This is a genomic window from Enterococcus sp. M190262 (assembly GCF_005843965.1).
Classification (GTDB): Bacteria; Bacillota; Bacilli; order Lactobacillales; family Enterococcaceae; genus Enterococcus_D; species Enterococcus_D gallinarum.
Genome location: NZ_CP040461.1, coordinates 1567948 through 1587093 on the forward strand (window position 1 = coordinate 1567948; position 19146 = coordinate 1587093).

Genomic DNA, 19146 nt, shown 5'->3' on the forward strand with positions numbered 1-19146 from the left:
AAATGTTTGCTAAAATAGCAGTGTCGGTTAAGCATTGCTTAACAAATAAAGTTTTTTAAAACTTAGGAGGAATTTTTTATGCCAGTAGTATCAGGAGCTGAATTCTTAAAAGCTGCTCGTCAAGGCGGATATGCAGTAGGTGGATTCAATACAAATAACTTAGAATGGACTCAAGCGATTTTAGAAGCTGCTGAAGCGAAAAAAGCGCCAGTTCTTATTCAAACTTCTATGGGTGCTGCAAAATACATGGGCGGATACAAACTTGCTAAAGATCTTATCTGTGATCTAGTTGAATCAATGAACATCACTGTTCCAGTTGCGATTCACTTAGACCATGGTGACTACGATGCAGCAATGGAATGTATCGAAGTTGGCTATACTTCAGTTATGTTCGATGGTTCTCATTTACCATTCGAAGAAAACTTGAAATTGGCTAAAGAAGTTGTTGAAAAAGCACATGCTAAAGGCGTTTCTGTTGAATGTGAAGTTGGTTCAATCGGTGGTGAAGAAGATGGCATCATCGGAGCTGGTGAATTAGCAGACATCGAAGAATGTAAACAAATGGTTGCAACTGGTATTGATTACCTAGCTTGCGGAATTGGTAACATTCATGGACAATACCCAGAAAACTGGCAAGGACTTGCTTTTGACCACTTACAAGCAATCGCTGATGCTGTAGGTTCTGATGTTCCTTTAGTATTACACGGTGGTTCTGGTATTCCTCAAGAACAAATCGAAAAAGCAATTTCAATGGGTGTTTCTAAAGTAAACGTAAATACTGAATTCCAATTGTCATTCGCAAAAGCAACACGTGAATACATCGAAGCTGGTAAAGACCAAGAAGGTAAAGGTTTTGACCCTCGTAAACTATTGGCACCAGGTAAAGCTGCAATCATCAAAGATGCAGAAGAACACATTGACTGGTTCGGTTCAGCTGGTAAAGCTTAATTCTTTCAGTTCAAAAGAACGATCACAAGTGATCGTTCTTTTTTTGTGGGGAAATCCTGCTTTTTTCTTTGTCTGTTCTATGCTAAAATTGGCATGATACACACAAACTCTAAAGTATAGGTGGATATAGATGAAAAAAATTGTCATTCAAGGCAATCGTCCCTTAAAAGGAGAAGTGACGATCAGCGGGGCAAAAAATAGTGCAGTAGCGTTGATTCCTGCGGCGATTTTGGCTGATTCTCCTGTCGTATTAGAAGGGGTGCCGGATATTCAAGACGTGCACTCATTGATTGAAATTTTAGAAATTATGGGTGTTCAAACGCACTTTGAAGAAAACACACTGACGATCGATCCAACCGAGATCGTTTCGATTCCGATGCCAAGCGGCAAAATCAATAGTTTACGCGCTTCTTATTATTTCATGGGCGCATTATTAGGCAAGTTCGGTGAAGGAGTCGTGGGCTTACCTGGCGGCTGTTTCCTAGGTCCTCGTCCGATCGATCTGCATATCAAGGGATTCGAGGCGTTAGGGGCTACGGTTACGAATGAGCATGGCGCGATGTATTTGCGTACAAGTGAAGAGGGGCTTGCCGGAGAACGGATTTTCTTGGATATGGTATCTATCGGAGCGACGATCAATGTCATGTTGGCAGCTGTCAAAGCTAAAGGCAAGACGATCATCGAAAATGCCGCTCGCGAACCTGAGATCATTGATGTGGCAACTTTGCTGAACAACATGGGAGCCAAGATCCGTGGGGCAGGCACCAACGAGATCCGCATTGAAGGCGTCCAAGAATTACACGGTTGCCGCCATTCGATTATTCCCGATCGGATTGAAGCAGGCACTTATCTTTCTTTGGCGGCAGCAGCCGGTGAAGGAATCACCATCAAAAATGTCATTTATGAGCATCTTGAAAGCTACATCGCTAAATTAGAAGAAATTGGTGTGCGCATGGATATCAGTGAAGATGAAATCTATGTTTATCCATCGAAAGATTTAAAGCCAGCCAATGTAAAAACATACCCATACCCTGGTTTTGCTACCGACTTGCAACAACCGATCACTCCCTTACTTTTGAAAGCAAATGGCACGTCAGAAATTTTGGATACAATCTATGCAAAACGTGTCAATCACATACCAGAACTTGCACGGATGGGTGCGCAAGCAACAACGGAAGGCAATTTGATCTTGCTCAACGGACCGAGCCAGCTTCATGGCGCAGAAGTTGTTGCATCAGACTTGCGAGCAGGAGCTTGTTTAGTAATTGCTGGACTGATGGCTACGGGAACAACCACAGTCTTCAATGTCGAATATATTTTACGGGGATATGATCATATAATCGATAAACTTACAGCCTTAGGGGCTGACATTCAAATGGTAGAGGAGTAACTATGAGCGACTATCTAACAATGGCAGAACTGGAGAACAAAACGCTAAAAGAAATCTACACGTTTGCCAAAGAATTTCGAATTCCTTATTACAGCCAAATGAACAAAAAAGAATTATCACTGGCTGTTATTCGGGCCCAAGCAGAAAAACAGGGTTTCTTTTATATGGAAGGTATCCTTGATATCGTTGGACAGGAAGGTTATGGCTTTTTGCGTCCAATCAATTATGGCCCCAGTGCAGAAGATATCTATATTTCTTCTTCTCAGATTCGCCGCTTCAGTTTGCGAAATGGCGACAAAGTAGCGGGGAAAGCGAGACCGCCAAAAGAGTCAGAACGTTATTATGGTTTGATGCATGTAGAATCTGTGAATGGCAAAGATCCGGAAGAAGCAAAAGAACGGCCGCACTTCCCTGCATTGACGCCGCTTTATCCGAATCGTCATTTGAAATTGGAAACTACCCCTGGTCGTCTGTCAACACGGATGATCGACATGCTGGCGCCGGTTGGCTTTGGTCAACGGGGATTGATCGTTGCCCCGCCGAAAGCCGGGAAGACTAGTATCTTAAAAGAAATCGCTAACGGGATCACTGACAATCACCCGGATGTAGAGTTGATCGTCTTATTGATTGATGAACGCCCGGAAGAAGTGACGGATTTGGAACGAAGTGTCAAAGGAGATGTTGTTTCTTCGACCTTTGATCTGCAGCCTAGCAACCATACTCGGGTCTCTGAATTGGTTTTGGAGCGTGCCATGCGTTTAGTTGAAGACAAGCGTGATGTTGTGATACTGATGGATAGTATCACGCGTTTAGCGCGTGCCTATAACTTAGTCGTGCCACCAAGCGGCCGTACATTGAGTGGCGGGATCGATCCAGCCGCATTATACAAACCGAAGAAATTTTTCGGAGCTGCTCGGAATATCGAAGAAGGTGGCAGTCTGACGATTTTAGCCACTGCGTTAGTTGATACCGGCAGCCGAATGGATGATGTCATCTACGAAGAGTTCAAAGGAACCGGAAACATGGAACTGCAGCTCTCTCGCAGTCTAGCCGAGCGTCGTATTTTCCCAGCCATCGATATCAAGAAATCCGGTACCAGAAAAGAAGAGCTCTTGATGAGCAGCGAACAATTAGAAGAGACTTGGCGCTTGCGCAATAATATGACTGGTGACTCATTAGAATTCACGGAACAATTCCTACAGTTTTTAAGAAAAACAAAAACCAATGCGGATTTCTTGTCTGCTTTTCATGACGTACATTTTGGCGATAAACGGCCAAAAAGAAATCTAAAAAGATAATTGCATCGAAAAACGAAACATGGTAAGATAGTCATGTTGTAAAATCGACAAATCAACTCTGGTACAGCAAATGGACCAGGGCAAAGGAGAGAAGAAGAAATGAAACAAGATATCCATCCAGATTATCATCCAGTTGTATTCATGGACTCAACTACTGGTTTCAAATTCTTATCAGGTTCAACAAAGAATTCACAAGAAACTGTTGAGTGGGAAGATGGCAACACGTATCCATTGATCCGTGTCGAAGTAACATCTGATTCACATCCATTCTACACTGGACGTCAAAAATTCACACAAGCAGATGGACGTGTGGACCGTTTCAACAAAAAATACGGTCTCAAAGACAAGAACGCTGCGGAATAATCAAAACATTGTTAAATCAACGTTTAGCAGACTATCTGATAGGGATAATCTGCTTTTTTTCGCTTTTGACCATACTTTTGACCTTCTGCAAACTACCTTGTTTTTCCTCTGTGGAACTCATGAAATCCGCAAAACGATTTGCCGTTTCTTCCGTCTGTTTTTTTGTGACATGGGTGTAGATATCCATAGTCGTTTTAATATCTGTATGTCCTAATCGAACTTGAACTTCTTTAAGAGAAGCTCCGGATTCAAATAGCAGACTACAATGAGTATGACGAAAGCCATGAGGTGTGATACGTTTTAAGTTATTCTCATTTATGATGATTTTCAAGTTGTGATTTACATAGTCTAAATAAAGTGGCTTGTTTTCTTCTGATACAAATAGGAGCTGTTCACCATTTTTTGCCGGTTTAATTCCCATTTTTAGAAAATATTCTTTTTGCCTTAATTGCCATCGTTTTATTACTTGTAAGGTTTCAAAGTCTATCGAGATTGTTCGAAGGCTCTTTTCTGTTTTGGGAACTTGGAATTTGATTTCCCATTTATCGCATGTGGCTAACGTTTGTTTAACAGAGAGTGTTCTTTTTTCAAAATCAATGTCTTTCCATCGTAAGGCTAACAGTTCACCTTTTCGTAATCCTGTAAAAGCTAAGATTCGAAAAATCGGATAAATTGGATCAGGATAGTTTTTGGCAATTTCAAGGAATTCCAATAGTTCTTCCTTTTCATAGTAGGGTGCAGAATAGCGCTCTTCGTCAATCCGTTTCTTACGTTTAGGACGAATCACAGCATCCATGGGATTACTTCGGATGAGCCGTAAACTCAGAGCATACTTGAAAACAGATGAAGTCAAACCAATCAAGTTGGAATATTTTTTGTAATAGCTATACCAGTGGTTTACCTGTTTTTGACAATAAGGAATCGAAATTTTTGAGATTTTTAAATTACCGAAAAGTGGTAAGATATGTTTCTTATAAGCTAACTTTTGAGCAACATAGGTACTCTCACGAACGGTATTTTTATATTGTTCAAACCATTCATCTGCCAATTCTGAAAAAAGACGTTGTGAATTTGTCACCACATCATTTTCTTCTACTTGTACCATCAAGCGATTATAAGCTTTCTTGGCTTCTTGTGGTGATTTAAAACCACGCTTAGTGGTATATTTCTTTTTTCCTGTAACCGGATCAATACCAAGATATGCTTTAAACATATAGGCGATTGTGCCATTTTTCTTTTTATATTTTTTTATCATAATTGTCTCCTTTGATTCACTCGCCAGTATATCAAAGAAAAGGGGCTCTCCTTTCTTATCGGTATCATAGTCAGCGAAAACAAGTAAGTCAAGGTTAGATTTTTAGACTGTCTAAATAAAGTTTTACATCTTCACGATCAAAGCGGGTTTCTTTACCAAAAGGAATGACTTTCAATCCATGGTCAATCCAATTATTGAGGCGTGTATCGCCAATCTTTAATTGTTGTTTTAATTGTTTTCGTGTTGGGTAAGGAGGTAACTCCTTTGTTTTTGATTGTTGTTGTTCTTCCATAATCCTTTGCTTCGTTAATTGAACAAGCTCTTCAATTACTTCTTGATTGAATTCAATCGGTACATTAACAGTCATATTTTTACCTACTTTCGAGATTCTTTTTTTTATTTTTGTATAGCGAACAGTGCTTTCTTGAAAATCCATCACTTGTTCTGGATTACCGCCTTCATTAATCGCACTATAAAATATCGGACGTCTTACAAGATACTCATTGGTATAAAGTACGTCTTGATTTGTGGTATCAAAAGGTTGATCCACGAGTTGCTTTGTGACGCTGGGTACTTTGAGGTTACGGGATTTGAAGAATGCCTTCTTCTTATGCTCTTTCAAATCTAAGTCCTTATCAAAGTATTTACTAATATAGCGCCCGCGATTTTCGATGCTATCCACATCAATCTTGTTGATTTTGACAAATCCATGTCCCCAGATGGTAGTAAGGCGATTGATAGAGATAAAAGGAAAGTCAAACAGGATGATGTGATAATGGATGGCGCCTCGTTCTTGTTTTTCCCACGTGGCAAGGTATTTCAGGTTTGCTTTTTTTGTGTGATAGAGTTCGTAGTTTAGTCGTTTGATAAATTTTTTGAATTCATTATTCGCATAGGCAATGTCTTGAATGTTTTCTCTGAAAGTGAGGGTTAAAAATTTTGTCTGATTGTCAAAGTTCATATCCACGAGTCTGGCGATTTCAAAGCGCATATTTTGATAGTATTTTTGTTTTCGTTTTAAGCTGTCGTATTGCCCTTGAGCGGATAGTTCATCATAGTTTTTTCTTTTATCAGTAGTCGTATTTTCTTCTTCATAAAGCCAAGCTAATTCTTTCTTTCGTTTTGGGTTGGTTTCATTTTTGTCTGCTTTTTGTTTAGGAGTAATGATTGCTTCATAATCATAAATTTCAAGGTACGTGGGAGTTTCAATGATTTTCTGATTATAAGCTTTCAAAAATCATCACTCCTTGATGTGTATTCAGTTGTCAAAGAACCATCATTTTTCGCCTGATGTTGTTCTATAAATCAAGTTAAGGGGAAGTCCTGCAAAGCAGTCCTTCCAGCCTATGTGTTTATTGGGCGGTCTTAGCGGACAGAAGCGGCTCTATGGCGCTGCCCCGCCGTTTCGTCCTAACCACCCAACAAACCCATAGGAAAACTAGTTTTGCGTAGGGTTACCTTGTTTTTTCAGAATCAAGGTTGCCGCATCTGCCGTGGCCGATAAACCATAGCTGACGAATTGACCGTTAGAGCGCCCCCAAGGTGCAATCACTAAATTGGTAAATGTAACCATGGCTAAACCTTGTTGAGTAAGTTCTTCCGGTGTAATCACGGGATTTTCAGATTTGACTTTGACACTGATTTTCTCGTAGCGGAGTTTAGGTAGGATACATTCGTAACTCCAACCTAGAATTTCTCCATCTTTTTGCCAGCGAGTGACGTTGACGACTTGGTATTCTTTTTCGAGTTTTTCTTTTGGTAAAGTGAGATCATTGATTTTAATTGGCATAATAGTCCTCCTTTTTTAATATACGATAATTTATACGTTTGGTTTAAAAAAATATAGACGGCCATCTATGATTTGTATTTTATACGTTTGTTTATACGAAGTCAAGAGATTTAGCAAAAAAGATATACGAAATTTTATACGAGTGATATAATAGGGGAAAATGACAAGGAGGAAGTAATCTATGTTTGGCTTATTACAACCTGATAAAGTGAAGGTAGGACAACGAATCAAAGAAATCAAAGAGAGTATGAATCTGTCCTTTACAGAGTTGGGCAATCGCTTAGGGATAAAGAAACCAACGATTAGCTCCTATGTTCAAGGCTATGCACTGGCCCCTGAAAGTGTCATTAACCAGTTATCTAGTATCAGTGGGAAACCAGTAGGCTGGTTTTACTTTGGTGATATTGAAGAATATATTGCGGACTATTTGCAGCTAAAAGGACAGAACAGGATTGTGCAAGAACATCCAGAAGTTGTGACAGCAATCAAAGAAGAGTTTTACACTGGGGAGTTTAAAAATCCGGCATGGGAAAATGAAGTTGGTTATCCATGTGAGGAGTTTATGGATGATTATTTTTATGAACTGCAACAAGAAGTCATTAAAGAAGAAATTAAAAAAATGGTACGTAATCAGATAAAAAATTTACCGATTGCCGATGAAATTACAAAGCAGAAGAGAGAGGAAGCAGTTACCGTTATTACGAGTGGTATCATCGAATATATGGATGTAGCCGGTGAATTTAATTATGAAAAAAAAGATGATATGCTTAATATGGTGAATCGAGAAGTCGATAAGTACGATTTTTTTGTGGATAGTAATTTTGAAGACCGGTATTTAGTGGGACAACTAATAAATATCTTGGCAGATCAACAAAAAACTGTCGAACTTATCAATCGATTGTCCGAAGAACTAACGAAGAAATCTTTTTCTGGAAGATTTGGTGGGGAAGAATTGATAGAAGCATTTGAAACGTTACGTCCGGCACTAATCCGAATTTATAATAAAGTCAGCACGGATGAATTGGAAGACTGGTTTAAATAAAAACTCTTGCTGGGAGGTTGGCTATGTACAGGATTGCAATATGTGATGATGAAGTGCTCCAAAGCACACTCCTAGAAAAAATGATTGATGAATACATGATAAATAAAAATTTGGAAGTGGATATCGATATTTATAATAGTGGAGAATCCTTGTTAAGAGGAATCCAAAATCAAGAAATAGTTTATCAAATGATTTTTTTAGATATCGAAATGGATGGAATTAATGGCATTGAAACCGCTAAACTCATCAGGAAGAGTGATCAACAAGTATTATTAAATTATATTACGAGCTTTGATAATTATACTCTTCAGAGTTTTGAAGTCTCACCATTTAGATATTTACTAAAACCAGTTAAAGAAAATGAAATACGTATTCTCTTAGATGCAGCAATTGATAAAATCTCTAATGATAATCAATACCTTTTTGTAAAGGCTAATCGTACGCAGTATCAAGTACGATATGATCAAATAATTCGAATTACCTCTGAGAAGGGGAGAAAGCTTCGAATCACCATGTGTAACAATCAGAAAGATATTGTTTACTATGCGCGTTTAAAAGATATCATAGCTAATCTGGGTAGTTCCGTTTTTATACAGATAAATTACGGCACCATAATAAATCTAAATTATATTGAGCGGATAGAGGATACTATTGTTCATTTGACAAATGGAGATCAAGAGGTAGTTAGTAGAGGGAAAAAGAAAAAATTTGTGGAGTGCTATAGAAACTTCATTGAAAGGTCATTAGGAATATGAAAGAATTATTTATGCTTATCTTGGCCATTTTTTTAGGAGCACTACAGGGATGGTATGTTGCGTTTTATTTGAGTAGCTTTTTAGAATTAAAAATAAAAAAGATGTCTTTTTATACCCTATGCATGCTATTGATTCTCTTTACAAAGATTTCAATAAATAGTCAAAATCTAAGGGTTGACTTAACCTATATTTTTTTTATTGTTGTAGCTGGATTAGTAATGTTTTGTTTCTACGGACCAATCCCCAAAAAGATGTATCATTACCTCTATGTAATTTTTTTATTCTTATTTCAGAATAGTTTACTGGTTGTGACACAGAATAATCCCGCTAATATTGTTTTCTTACAGTTTATTTTATCTTATATATCCATTACAGTATTGGCATTAATAATAATCTTTTTTCTTCACTACTTTAAGAGTACAAATGAAATTGGATTGGCCACCAAAGAATATATCATGTTGTCTATAACTCCACTGTTATCTATAGGTACACTGATGTATCCTTTTCATTTTTCGCAATTTGAGAGTATAGGGGTCAGTATTGGATTATTGATAGTAAATATTATGAACATTTTTTTCTACAACTATCTAACCGAAAAAACTTACCTATTACAGCAACAGACATTATCTGGAATGCAAAATCAGTACTATGACGAAATATTAAGAAAGCAATCAGAATTTCGTATTTTAAAACATGATTTAAAAAATACATTATTAAGTATAAATTTCCAATTAGCACAAGGAAATGTTAATACAGCACAGAAGCTATTAGAAAATATCACGCTGACTTCTTCGTCTTCATTCCGAACTTATACTGGCTGTTGGCCCATTGACACTGTACTAAGTAGTAAGATACACGAAATGGACACTGGAAATATTTTATACTCATTGGATTTAAAAATTCCGACAGATCTTGATTTTGAGGACAAGGTAGTCGATATCTGTGCAATTCTTGGAAATATAGTGGATAACGCGATAGAAGAATGTAATAGAATAGACTCCCCGACAAAAGAGATAAAAGTTTCTATCCATTATCGTGATGATAAAATTATTATGAAAGTAACTAATCCGGCTAGAATAAATAATCTAAATATTTCTAGTAAGCTGATCCGGTCAGCGAAAAGAAAGGGAAGATATGGATTAGGGGTAAATAGTATTAGAGAACGAGTTCAGAAATTAGAGGGCTATTCTGATTTTTCATGGAATGAATATGAGTTTAAAGTTTTGATTATCATTCCAGTAGGGCAGAGTATTGCACAATAAACTAAATTTTCCTAAACCAATTCACAAAAATAATATAGTAAACCTTCATAGGAATCTACATAAGGTTCCTATGGAGGTTTTTTGCATCTAAAAAAGGAGTCAATAATACTTTTTTACAGATTACTACATAAAAATCAGCAGTTTACAACGAAAAAACTAAAAAGAAGAATATAGGTACTATACTTTGTGTGTCGACGAGGAATTAAGTTCTAAACCTTCGGACAAATACTTTAAGAAAACGGGGAATTCGTTATGCTATTCTTTTCAACGAAAAAGAGTAAAAAGGCAGGTTGCGTATCTGTAGGTGCACTATTCTGTGCCTCTGTGGGTCACTACATCAAAGAAATTAAAAGTGATGTTTAAAAGCAATCGACTGAACTTTATTAGTCACTATTTCTGACTCAATAGGGTTCGAATCAAACGAAGCGTAACAACTTTATAGCGATGACATTACGTTAGAAAGTGGTGTCATCGCTATATTGAAAGGTGTGAATTCTTACGAATAATCCAATTGAGGATGAAAGTTTAAAATATGAAAAGCTAAACAGTCTGTTTTTCAGTATTACTATTTCGGTACTAACCGGAATTTGCTTGTTAGTATTTATCTTGCTCGGTAGTATTCTCCCGATTGAATCAACGATTTTTATTAGTATGACTTTACCTATTTTAGTATCTCTGTTTATTATTCCTTTGATATATATCTTAGTTTTATCAAGAAGCAAGCAGAATCTCTTAAATCTAAAATGTAGAAAGCGAGAAATAGCTTATACTGCTGTTGGGGTTTTGCTTTTTTCATTGCTTTACTTTGTTACTAATAAAGATAAGTTTGGTAGTCAAATTACTTTATTTCTAATGATTCACTATATGATAGCAGCTTTTTGTGAAGAGTTCTTGTATCGAAATATCATTTTAAAAAGATTACTAGAGTCTTGGGGAATTATTTCTAGTATTATTATCAGTTCGGTAATTTTTTCAGTGATTGGGCATATTGGAGAATCACCAGTGGATAATTTGATTTACAGATTTCCATTAGGCGTTTTCTTTTGTATCTTTCGCTTAAAATCAAAATCACTGTTATATACCTCAGCTATACATGCATTTTATAACTTAATTTTGATTGCTGCTTAGAGGTACTGAGTAGGAGAAATAAGAAAGAAAAAGGGGGGAGCCCATTGTTTAAAAGGATAGTGAAGTTTATTTTTCCAATTTTATTTTTACTATTGTGGATATACAACATCTTACAAATTAAAACTTTCAATTTATTATCAGTGTTTTTCTTAATTGTTCTTATCCCGATAGTCCTTTATTCATTTTCTGTCGTGTTTATTGTACCTAGTGTCGGGAGTATCAAGAGAGATATCCTCGTGGACGTAGTTTTATCGATTGGCTATTCATTCGCATTATTCTTCTCTATTGGTTTAATAGTATCAGAGGAAGTTGTCAATCAAATTAAAGCAAACACAGAAGAATTTGCTGGGAAATCAGGAAATTTAACAATTGCAGATGTAAATTTCAGCAATAATTTTTCGACCATATTAATGATATTTTTATTAACGTTTGTAATCATTGAACTTTTTAGAATTATAGTCAAAAAAATGAAAAGAGGATAGAAATGTATATTAATCCTGATGTAGCTTATGCAAGGGTAAAAGATATTGATATGCTTTTCAATTTTGATAATGGTGTTGTTGCAGGAATTGATCAACGAGGGTTGGCATTTTATAAAGATGTAATAAGTCATCAAGTTTCAGAAAAAAATCAATTAACTGCTGAGGAATCAGATTTCTTTAACTATCTAATTGAAAATGAATTTATTTCAGATAGTCCATTTATAAAGAAAGATCAAGTTGTCACTGCTTACTTACATTTGACAAACAGATGCAATCTACACTGTGTGGGTTGCTACTCTTATGATGAGAAAAGAAATCGTGATGAAGATTTAACTCTTGAAGATATGCTTAATGGAATAAGACAGCTTAAAGATGCTGGAATTAAAAACCTTGTTTTTTCAGGAGGAGAACCTCTACTAAGACGGGATCTTATTAAAATTTTGAGATTCGCGAAAGTAGAATGCCAGATACCAAATATTGTATTAATTACAAATGGGACAATTTATAACAAGGCAATTATTGCTGAAATGTCTAAATTCGTCGATACAGTTTCTGTTTCTGTGGATTCATATTCAGCCGAATGTCCTTCATTTATTAGAGATTCGGGTATATTCAATAGAATAATGGATACCGTTTCATTGTTAAAGGAAAATGGAAATAACGTAAATCTCATTCCCACAGTTCATCATTTAAATGCAGATAAACTTTTGGAATATGTAAACTTGGCTGAAAAGATGGGAGTATCTGTTAGTTTTAGTATTCTTTCAGCCTGTTTTGAAGGGGAAATGAAAAGATTTCTTCCAAATGCTAAAGACATTAGAAGTATCAGTGATTTTATGATTGATAGTGATTTAAGTCTAGAGGATAGTGCAATTAAAGGAGAAACACTACAAGCAGAAAACTATTGCGGAGCTGGAAAGACTATGATTTCTATTGGTACTGACGGAAACGTTTATCCGTGTCATATGCTTATGGAGGAGCAGTTTTGTTTGGGAAATATTAAAGACAATACGATTGTTCACATGCGCGAGAATAATAATAAACTATTTTCCTCTATATCGGTAGACAATGTAAAAGGCTGTGATAGATGTGAATACAAATATTTGTGTGGAGGAGGGTGTCGTGCGAGAGCCTATATGAAGCATCGTGATATATACAAAAAAGATCCTTATTGTGAGTTATTTTTTAACTATTACGAAAATTTAACTACAAATCTTTTTCCAAACAATTAATCATAATTTTAGGGGTATGAAATGACTAAGATAATTATGAAGGAAAAAATATTAGTGATACAATTTTCAATTCTTTCACTGATAGCTAGCTTAATAGGAATTTCTTTTGCTCCGATTATTCAAAATTTTATCGATGCAATTTCCAAAAAAAATTGGGAAATGTTTTATATCACCCTGTGTTTATTTTTTATATTTTTGATAATTAACTTTTTATTTCATTTCTTAAGTGTGAAATCTGAGTCTCACCTACTTCAAAAAATCCATATTTCGGTTAAAAGTAGAATAATCAGAAGTATTCTTCACATGAATATAACTCAGTATGAAAAATCTACTGTGGGTGAGAAAATTAATCTTTTTAATTACGACCTAGAAGTTTTTGAACAATATTTTCTGGACAATATCTTACAACTAATTCAAAGCTCTTTTATTCTCTTTTTTGCTTTTGGTTATCTGTTATTACTAAGCCCATTAGTTGCTTTTGTGGTATTTTTTTGTTCTGTTATTTCCTTAATAATTCCTTCTTTACTAGGTAAGAAAATAGATGCATTGACTGAAAAAACTTCAAGATTGAAAAGTAATTATCTGAATGACCTTAAGGATATTTTTGGAGGATTTACAGTGATCAAATCCTTTCAAGTTGAGGAAAGATTTGAGAAAAGGAACCGCAGTTTTTTAGAACAGATGGAGAATAATCAACAAAAACTAAAAAATCAAAATGGTGTTTATAATTTGATGATGGGAACGCTTCAGTATTTCAATTTGATTATTTGTTTATGTACAAGCGGCTTTTTAGTTTTATCAAACAGGTTATCATTGGGCGAGATGGTAGCAGTTACTCAAATGGCAAATATGATAATTCAACCCTTGCAAGTTTTTGGAACGTCAGTAATAGAGATAATTGGAAGTAAAACTATACGGACTAAGTTAGAAAAATATGTAGACAAAATAGATTCTCCTACTGAAATGCCCAAAATTTTGGATGAACCATTTGAAAAACTTCAGTTGAAAAATGTTAGTTATGAATCAGAAAAGGGTATAACAATTTTAGATAATATCAATTTGATTTTTGAAAAGGGTAAAAAATATGCAATCGTTGGTAAGAGTGGAAGTGGGAAAACTACCTTGCTAAAAATTATCGGTGGTTTACTGAATTGTTATAGGGGAGAGATAATCTATAATGGCAAAAATTTAAGTAAATCAGATGAGATAATAAAGGCTTCATTTGCCCATCAGGAACCGTATATCTTTAATGACAATCTAAAAAATAATATTACGCTTTTACGCGAACAGAGTAAGAAGGAAATAGAAAGATCTATCCGTATAGCTGATCTTAGTAGAGTTAGAGCTCGACAAGGAATTTCCAAATTTAGCGAAAATGGTAATTCTTTATCTGGTGGTGAAAAGCAAAGAATCTCTATTGCAAGACTAATTGCAGGTCAATCAAATTTACTTCTTATGGATGAAGTAACTTCGGCATTAGACTATAAAACTGGAGGAGATATTTTGGAATGTCTTCTGTCAGCAGTAGACTATACAATTATTTTTATCACGCATGATCTTCGAGAAAATATTTTGAGTTCTGTTGATGAGGTGATTTTTATTGATAACGGCACAGTCGTTGAACAAGGTAGCTATTCGGAAATTTTGAACCATGATGGACTCTTTAAAAAATTGAAAAACTCCTGATAAGGAAGGGATTTTATGGAACAATTACTTTCTGTCAATCAATTAGTAAAGAAATATGACACTAAAACAGTCTTGGATAATGTTTCATTTGAGATAACGAAAGGGGAAATAGTTGGATTACTTGGAGTAAATGGATCAGGTAAGACTACTTTAATGAAGGTGATACTTGGACTAACCTCTTTTGAAGCTGGCGAAATTAAGTACAAGGGAAACTTGAATTATTTGAAGTCCTGTAAAAGTAGAAGGGAATTTGGTTATCTGTTAGATTGTAAATTATTTGAATATTTGAGTGGATATGACAACTTGTATACTGTCGGGAAATATGCAAATCATTGGCAAGGAAAAACTAAGACTGAAATTGCAGAAGAAATTAATAAACTATTGGATTTGGTTGATTTACCAAATTCTAAGAAGAGAGTGAAGGGTTATTCATTTGGAATGAAACAGCGACTTGGATTAGCAATGGCTTTAATGGGGACACCAGATTTCCTAATATTAGATGAACCGTTTGTGGGTTTAGATCCAGTAGGAATTGAGCACTTACTTGGCTTCATCTCGAATTTGAGAAAGGACTTGGATATTACGATATTGATATCGTCACATCAATTAAATGAAGTTGAGCAAATTAGTGATAGGTATTTATATATTACTAATCAGAAAGTTAACGAAGTGACGAAAAACTCTGGTAAAAAATACGTTATCAAGTTGAATAATCCAAATAAGCTATTACTTGATCAGTTGCGATCAATTGCTGATATAAAGGATAACGATGTTTTATTTGAGGCAAAGAATGAACTGATTGATAGGGCTTTAAAGATTATCTATCAAAATAATGGGGAGATTACAGATATTCAGGTAACGAATGATAATTTGGTAGATTTATTTAGAGGTGATTCTAAATGAGGGATGTTATCAACGTAGAGCTTTTTAAAATGTGGAAAAGAAAAATTTTTATTGGTATTTTTTTACTCAGTAATTTTTCTTTAGTCTATTCTTTGGGAATTTATTTCAATTGGAGTTTCATAGATATAAATGGGAAATTGGATCTTATCTCTTTTTCTACAAGTATGTGGGCCTTATTAATGATGCTCGGTATTCCACTTGTCTTATTCACTTTCTTAGCTGCAGGTATTCTAGGTGGAGAAATTTCTGATGGGCAATTCATGTTAGAAATCACACGAGTCAAATCAATAAAATCATTAGTTTTAGGGAAATTTATTTCGATTGTAGAGGTACTACTGTCATTTTATATCCTTAATATGGCTCTTTCCAGTCTATACTATATTGTTTTTGTAGCGAGATCAAAAAATGGATTGGGAATCAGTTGGAATATTGAAAGCTACCATAGTCACCTGCTCCTTGTAAGTGTTTGTGGGGTACTATTTCTTATTCTGTTTATTTCTATAGCAATGCTGGTGTCAGTAAACTTCGGAACTTTTAGGGCAGTCCTTTTATCTTTATCTGTCTATGTTTTCCTGAAATTTGTTTCTAGTATTGAGGCCATTCGTAAATTGTTACCTGGTTACTATACTTTAATTGATGATAATGACTTTTCAGGACTAATTTTATTATATCAGCTACTCATCATGGGAATAATGATTGGAATAGCGATTTGTGTGATGATTAATGCAATAAAAAAAAGGGACCTTTAGAAGTATCAGAAACTCTATTTTGAAATATATTCTGATAGAGATTCAATACACTGGCGAGTATTTTTTGACCATACTTTTGACCTTCTCAATCAAAATTTACTGGGTTGTATTAGATTTTGTAATTTGTCAATAATCCCATATCTAAGCTGTTTTCTGACTATCAGGTACCACCAGAAAGCAATCCAGCTCTCAATACGGTCTCAAAGACGCGAACGCTGCGGAATAATTCTAACAAGGTTAGAACGTTGGTTTATCAACGATTTAGAGATGTTTTCCTTCACTGGAGACATCTCTTTTTTTGAAGATGAATGCTAATTGAAAAAATGATCAAATGGTACATTACTATCGAAAATGATAGTCGCATATATTGTTTATAGAGTTAAATGAGACAAATCAAGCTGTAGCTTCTTGCCGAGTTTTGAAACCTCGATGAGTTGTCTTTTTTTTATTTTCCAGTCACTGGATCAGTTCTCAAATAAGTTTGAAATATATAGGCGGTTGAGCCATTTTTATTCGTGTAATTTTGTCATAATAACATCCATAAGGATAAAGCAATAATCGATACTTTAGTCTGAATATTCTGAACAAATCTTGTAGTCTGTTAGATGTTGTTATCGGATGAAAGTAACTTCAAATGAAAATAGTCGATTCACCAAATATTTTTCTATTAAAAGAGATGATCATCGCAATTAATTATTCTGATCTGAAAAAATAAAAAGGCAACTCAAGAGTTACCTTTTGCTGATGTAATCTGTTTATTTCTTCTTGTCAACTTCGTAAGTAGCGAAAGCGAGAATAAAAAAAGACTGCTAAGGATACACCAAACCATTTGAATACTTTACGGCCTCATTAAAAGAAAGCGTTCTTTGGATAAGGATTATGGGCGGCTCAAAGTTATTACATGTGTACAAAAAATAAAGAAAAGACCATTTTTGCAATAAAGGAACCAGCAAAAAAAGCGAGAACAATCAACATAATTTTCCAAGGTTTTAACCAAACACTATTCTTTTTCATCTAATCACCTCTATAAAAAGAATACCATGATAAATAAATAATATCAAAAAAAATTGATACTTAATCAGTTATTCACCAAATCAGGCAACTAACGAGATGAAATCAGAATCAGTTTTGCTTTTCAGAGTTTTTAAGTTTTATTGCTCGTATTAGGTGGACACAAAAGCTCGCAAAAAATAAAAGCCCTGCAATTTTTGGAATGGCACCAATTGAAGCTAAAAATAAAAAAGCTGCTATAAAGTTTACACAAGCGGCTAGCAGGTAAAGGTAGAAACTAGTTTTTCTTTTCAAAGTGCTCACTCCTTTTGAACAGCATATCATACTTTATTTTCAATGTGAAAAAATAATGCCAAAGAAAGTCGAAATAAATAATTTCACTATCCGACGAAATAAAAAAGAAATAGAAAGAACTTCTATTTCTTCGAGCGATTTTTATTCGAATACAGGGCAATGATTATAGCTACGGCTATGCAAAAGACTAATACTTTTAACATATTCACACATCCTTTTTAGATTAGTTTAAATTATAACTTTCTAAAAATATATAGGGCTTTAGGCCTATTAGTAAAAGATAGTTCAGTCCCACAAGTTATCGAACTCTTTTTTCGAGTTTTCTTACAATTGGATGGTTCTATTTTTTTCAAACAACTGTTAAAACAAAAAAGTGAAGAAACTACTGGAACTAAAAGTTTCTTCACTACTCATCAAGTAATCAATAAACCTTTGTTTATTCAAATATGTAACATCTAAATTTTTTGAAGCAAGGAAAAACAAACATACAGAACAATAGAAAGAGTTGAAAAAGTAAGATAATCGTTAAATTGACAGTTCCGTAACGCTGGTAAAGGTAGATATGTATGAGTAATTCACCAAGATTCATGAGAATCAAGATAAGATAACTACTCGCTTTTACTTGGCATCTTTTTAGTAGATGATAGCTGATGTAATAATCGAGTAGGACACAAAAAAGTAATAATAGTTTGTTTAAAGCCGTGATGGTATCATGTTGTTCGGCAAGCTGTTGAAAGAACAAAAGTGCTGTGGGAAAAGGGATATAAATGATTAATAAAGAAAGAAAAAAATATACAACAAAAGGCATGTTCACACTCCTAAAAAAAATTACCAAAAGGCAGAAAATAATTTAGCAAATTTTTATTCAGAGGTCAACAGTAGGATTTGTTATTTCAATGATTCGAGCATTAGGCATGATTGTTTTTGCTTAAGAAATGAAATCTTGGTTTACAGACTGAGGAAAATTGCGGTGATTTTCTGTCACGGAGGAATGCACCTTGATAAACCCCGTCACAGTAAGGTTATAAGAGGGATTGAATATTATTATTAAAACAATGTATAAATAAAAAAACTCCTGAAAGCAGAGTGGAGAAGACAGTTACTCTTGAGTTCAGAAGTTTTTGGTTTTTGAAAAAAATCAATTTTATCAATGAAAAATGTTATTTTTGTGCATTTAATTTTTTTAATACATCAGCTGGCACATCTTTTTCAGCGACCTCATTCGGTCCGGAGATGATACGTTTTTGACTGATCTCTGCTTTAACTAGTGTGTTAGGAGCATAAGGCTGGATATCTTCACCAGACAATTCATAGGTCATTTCTTGTCTTTCGCCATTTTCTTTAACAAATTCAAACGTATATTTATAAGAAGAATAGCCTTCGATTTTTTTTCCTGAACCGTCTACTGTTTGTTTCCTTTCAGGTGTTTCTTTTGGTGTGCGTGCATAGGCAGTGACTCCTTGATAGGTCTCAGAATAGTATTTATAACTAAAATAGCCTCCTACACCAAGTGCGACTACAAGAAGAGCAAGCATCATTTTTTTCATAATTAACCCTCA

18 protein-coding genes and 1 pseudogene are annotated in these 19146 nt (G+C 34.8%); 13 read left to right on the forward strand and 6 right to left on the reverse strand.

Features of this window, described 5'->3' with window-relative positions; genetic code table 11:
• Positions 1–78: 78 nt before the first annotated feature.
• The 4 genes from FE005_RS07360 to FE005_RS07375 all read left to right on the forward strand — a co-directional run bounded on the left by FE005_RS07360 (position 79) and on the right by FE005_RS07375 (position 3999).
• Positions 79–948 (forward strand): class II fructose-bisphosphate aldolase, encoded by an 870-nt coding sequence (locus FE005_RS07360; protein ID WP_003127374.1) that lies wholly within the window; start codon positions 79–81, stop codon positions 946–948.
• 130 nt (positions 949–1078) lie between these two features.
• On the forward strand, positions 1079–2338 hold the full coding sequence (locus tag FE005_RS07365; RefSeq protein WP_138371562.1) for a UDP-N-acetylglucosamine 1-carboxyvinyltransferase: 1260 nt from the start codon (positions 1079–1081) through the stop codon (positions 2336–2338).
• Between the two features lie 2 nt (positions 2339–2340).
• Entirely contained in the window at positions 2341–3636 is a 1296-nt protein-coding gene (rho, locus tag FE005_RS07370; protein WP_003127377.1) for a transcription termination factor Rho, read from the forward strand.
• Between the two features lie 99 nt (positions 3637–3735).
• A complete protein-coding gene (locus tag FE005_RS07375) occupies positions 3736–3999 on the forward strand; it encodes a type B 50S ribosomal protein L31 (protein ID WP_138371563.1) in 264 nt (87 codons plus the stop codon).
• A 31-nt stretch (positions 4000–4030) separates the two neighbouring features.
• Here the strand turns inward: FE005_RS07375 and FE005_RS07380 are convergent, their stop codons facing one another.
• The 3 genes and pseudogenes from FE005_RS07380 to FE005_RS07395 all read right to left on the reverse strand — a co-directional run bounded on the left by FE005_RS07380 (position 4031) and on the right by FE005_RS07395 (position 7043).
• Complete coding sequence (locus FE005_RS07380; RefSeq protein WP_254697004.1) at positions 4031–5254, reverse strand: site-specific integrase; 1224 nt, start codon at positions 5252–5254, stop codon at positions 4031–4033.
• Positions 5255–5645: 391 nt separating this feature from the next.
• A pseudogene (locus FE005_RS07390) lies at positions 5646–6488 on the reverse strand (Rep protein); the annotation flags it as partial.
• A gap of 204 nt (positions 6489–6692) precedes the next feature.
• Entirely contained in the window at positions 6693–7043 is a 351-nt protein-coding gene (locus FE005_RS07395) for a hypothetical protein (protein WP_138371564.1), read from the reverse strand.
• Between the two features lie 181 nt (positions 7044–7224).
• Between FE005_RS07395 and FE005_RS07400 the strand changes: the two genes are divergently transcribed.
• From FE005_RS07400 to FE005_RS07440, 9 genes are all read left to right on the forward strand, one after another.
• Positions 7225–8085 carry a helix-turn-helix domain-containing protein gene (locus FE005_RS07400; RefSeq protein WP_138371565.1) on the forward strand — a complete coding sequence of 287 codons (861 nt, stop codon included), beginning with the start codon at positions 7225–7227 and terminating at the stop codon, positions 8083–8085.
• A gap of 23 nt (positions 8086–8108) precedes the next feature.
• Positions 8109–8840, forward strand: coding sequence for a LytTR family DNA-binding domain-containing protein (locus FE005_RS07405; protein WP_138371566.1), 732 nt, complete (start codon positions 8109–8111; stop codon positions 8838–8840).
• Complete coding sequence (locus FE005_RS07410; RefSeq protein ID WP_138371567.1) at positions 8837–10102, forward strand: sensor histidine kinase; 1266 nt, start codon at positions 8837–8839, stop codon at positions 10100–10102. The genes FE005_RS07405 and FE005_RS07410 overlap by 4 nt, the downstream gene beginning before the upstream one ends.
• Before the next feature lie 651 nt (positions 10103–10753).
• Entirely contained in the window at positions 10754–11230 is a 477-nt protein-coding gene (locus FE005_RS07415; protein ID WP_138371568.1) for a CPBP family intramembrane glutamic endopeptidase, read from the forward strand.
• Positions 11231–11466: 236 nt separating this feature from the next.
• Positions 11467–11712: a hypothetical protein gene (locus FE005_RS07420; RefSeq protein WP_138371569.1), complete on the forward strand. Its 246-nt coding sequence runs from the start codon at positions 11467–11469 to the stop codon at positions 11710–11712.
• A 2-nt stretch (positions 11713–11714) separates the two neighbouring features.
• Entirely contained in the window at positions 11715–12944 is a 1230-nt protein-coding gene (locus FE005_RS07425; RefSeq protein WP_138371570.1) for a radical SAM protein, read from the forward strand.
• A 21-nt stretch (positions 12945–12965) separates the two neighbouring features.
• Positions 12966–14630 (forward strand): ABC transporter ATP-binding protein, encoded by a 1665-nt coding sequence (locus FE005_RS07430; RefSeq protein ID WP_138371571.1) that lies wholly within the window; start codon positions 12966–12968, stop codon positions 14628–14630.
• A 15-nt stretch (positions 14631–14645) separates the two neighbouring features.
• Positions 14646–15533 carry an ABC transporter ATP-binding protein gene (locus FE005_RS07435; protein ID WP_138371572.1) on the forward strand — a complete coding sequence of 296 codons (888 nt, stop codon included), beginning with the start codon at positions 14646–14648 and terminating at the stop codon, positions 15531–15533.
• Positions 15530–16282 carry an ABC transporter permease gene (locus tag FE005_RS07440; RefSeq protein WP_138371573.1) on the forward strand — a complete coding sequence of 251 codons (753 nt, stop codon included), beginning with the start codon at positions 15530–15532 and terminating at the stop codon, positions 16280–16282. Before FE005_RS07435 ends, FE005_RS07440 begins: the two co-directional genes overlap by 4 nt.
• Positions 16283–17404: 1122 nt before the next feature.
• Here FE005_RS07440 and FE005_RS07445 read toward each other — a convergent pair.
• The 3 genes from FE005_RS07445 to FE005_RS07455 all read right to left on the reverse strand — a co-directional run bounded on the left by FE005_RS07445 (position 17405) and on the right by FE005_RS07455 (position 19134).
• Positions 17405–17587: a hypothetical protein gene (locus tag FE005_RS07445; protein ID WP_103300576.1), complete on the reverse strand. Its 183-nt coding sequence runs from the start codon at positions 17585–17587 to the stop codon at positions 17405–17407.
• Between the two features lie 436 nt (positions 17588–18023).
• Positions 18024–18395 carry a hypothetical protein gene (locus tag FE005_RS16995; protein ID WP_138371574.1) on the reverse strand — a complete coding sequence of 124 codons (372 nt, stop codon included), beginning with the start codon at positions 18393–18395 and terminating at the stop codon, positions 18024–18026.
• A gap of 352 nt (positions 18396–18747) precedes the next feature.
• Positions 18748–19134: a YxeA family protein gene (locus tag FE005_RS07455; RefSeq protein WP_003127394.1), complete on the reverse strand. Its 387-nt coding sequence runs from the start codon at positions 19132–19134 to the stop codon at positions 18748–18750.
• Between the last annotated feature and the right edge of the window lie 12 nt (positions 19135–19146).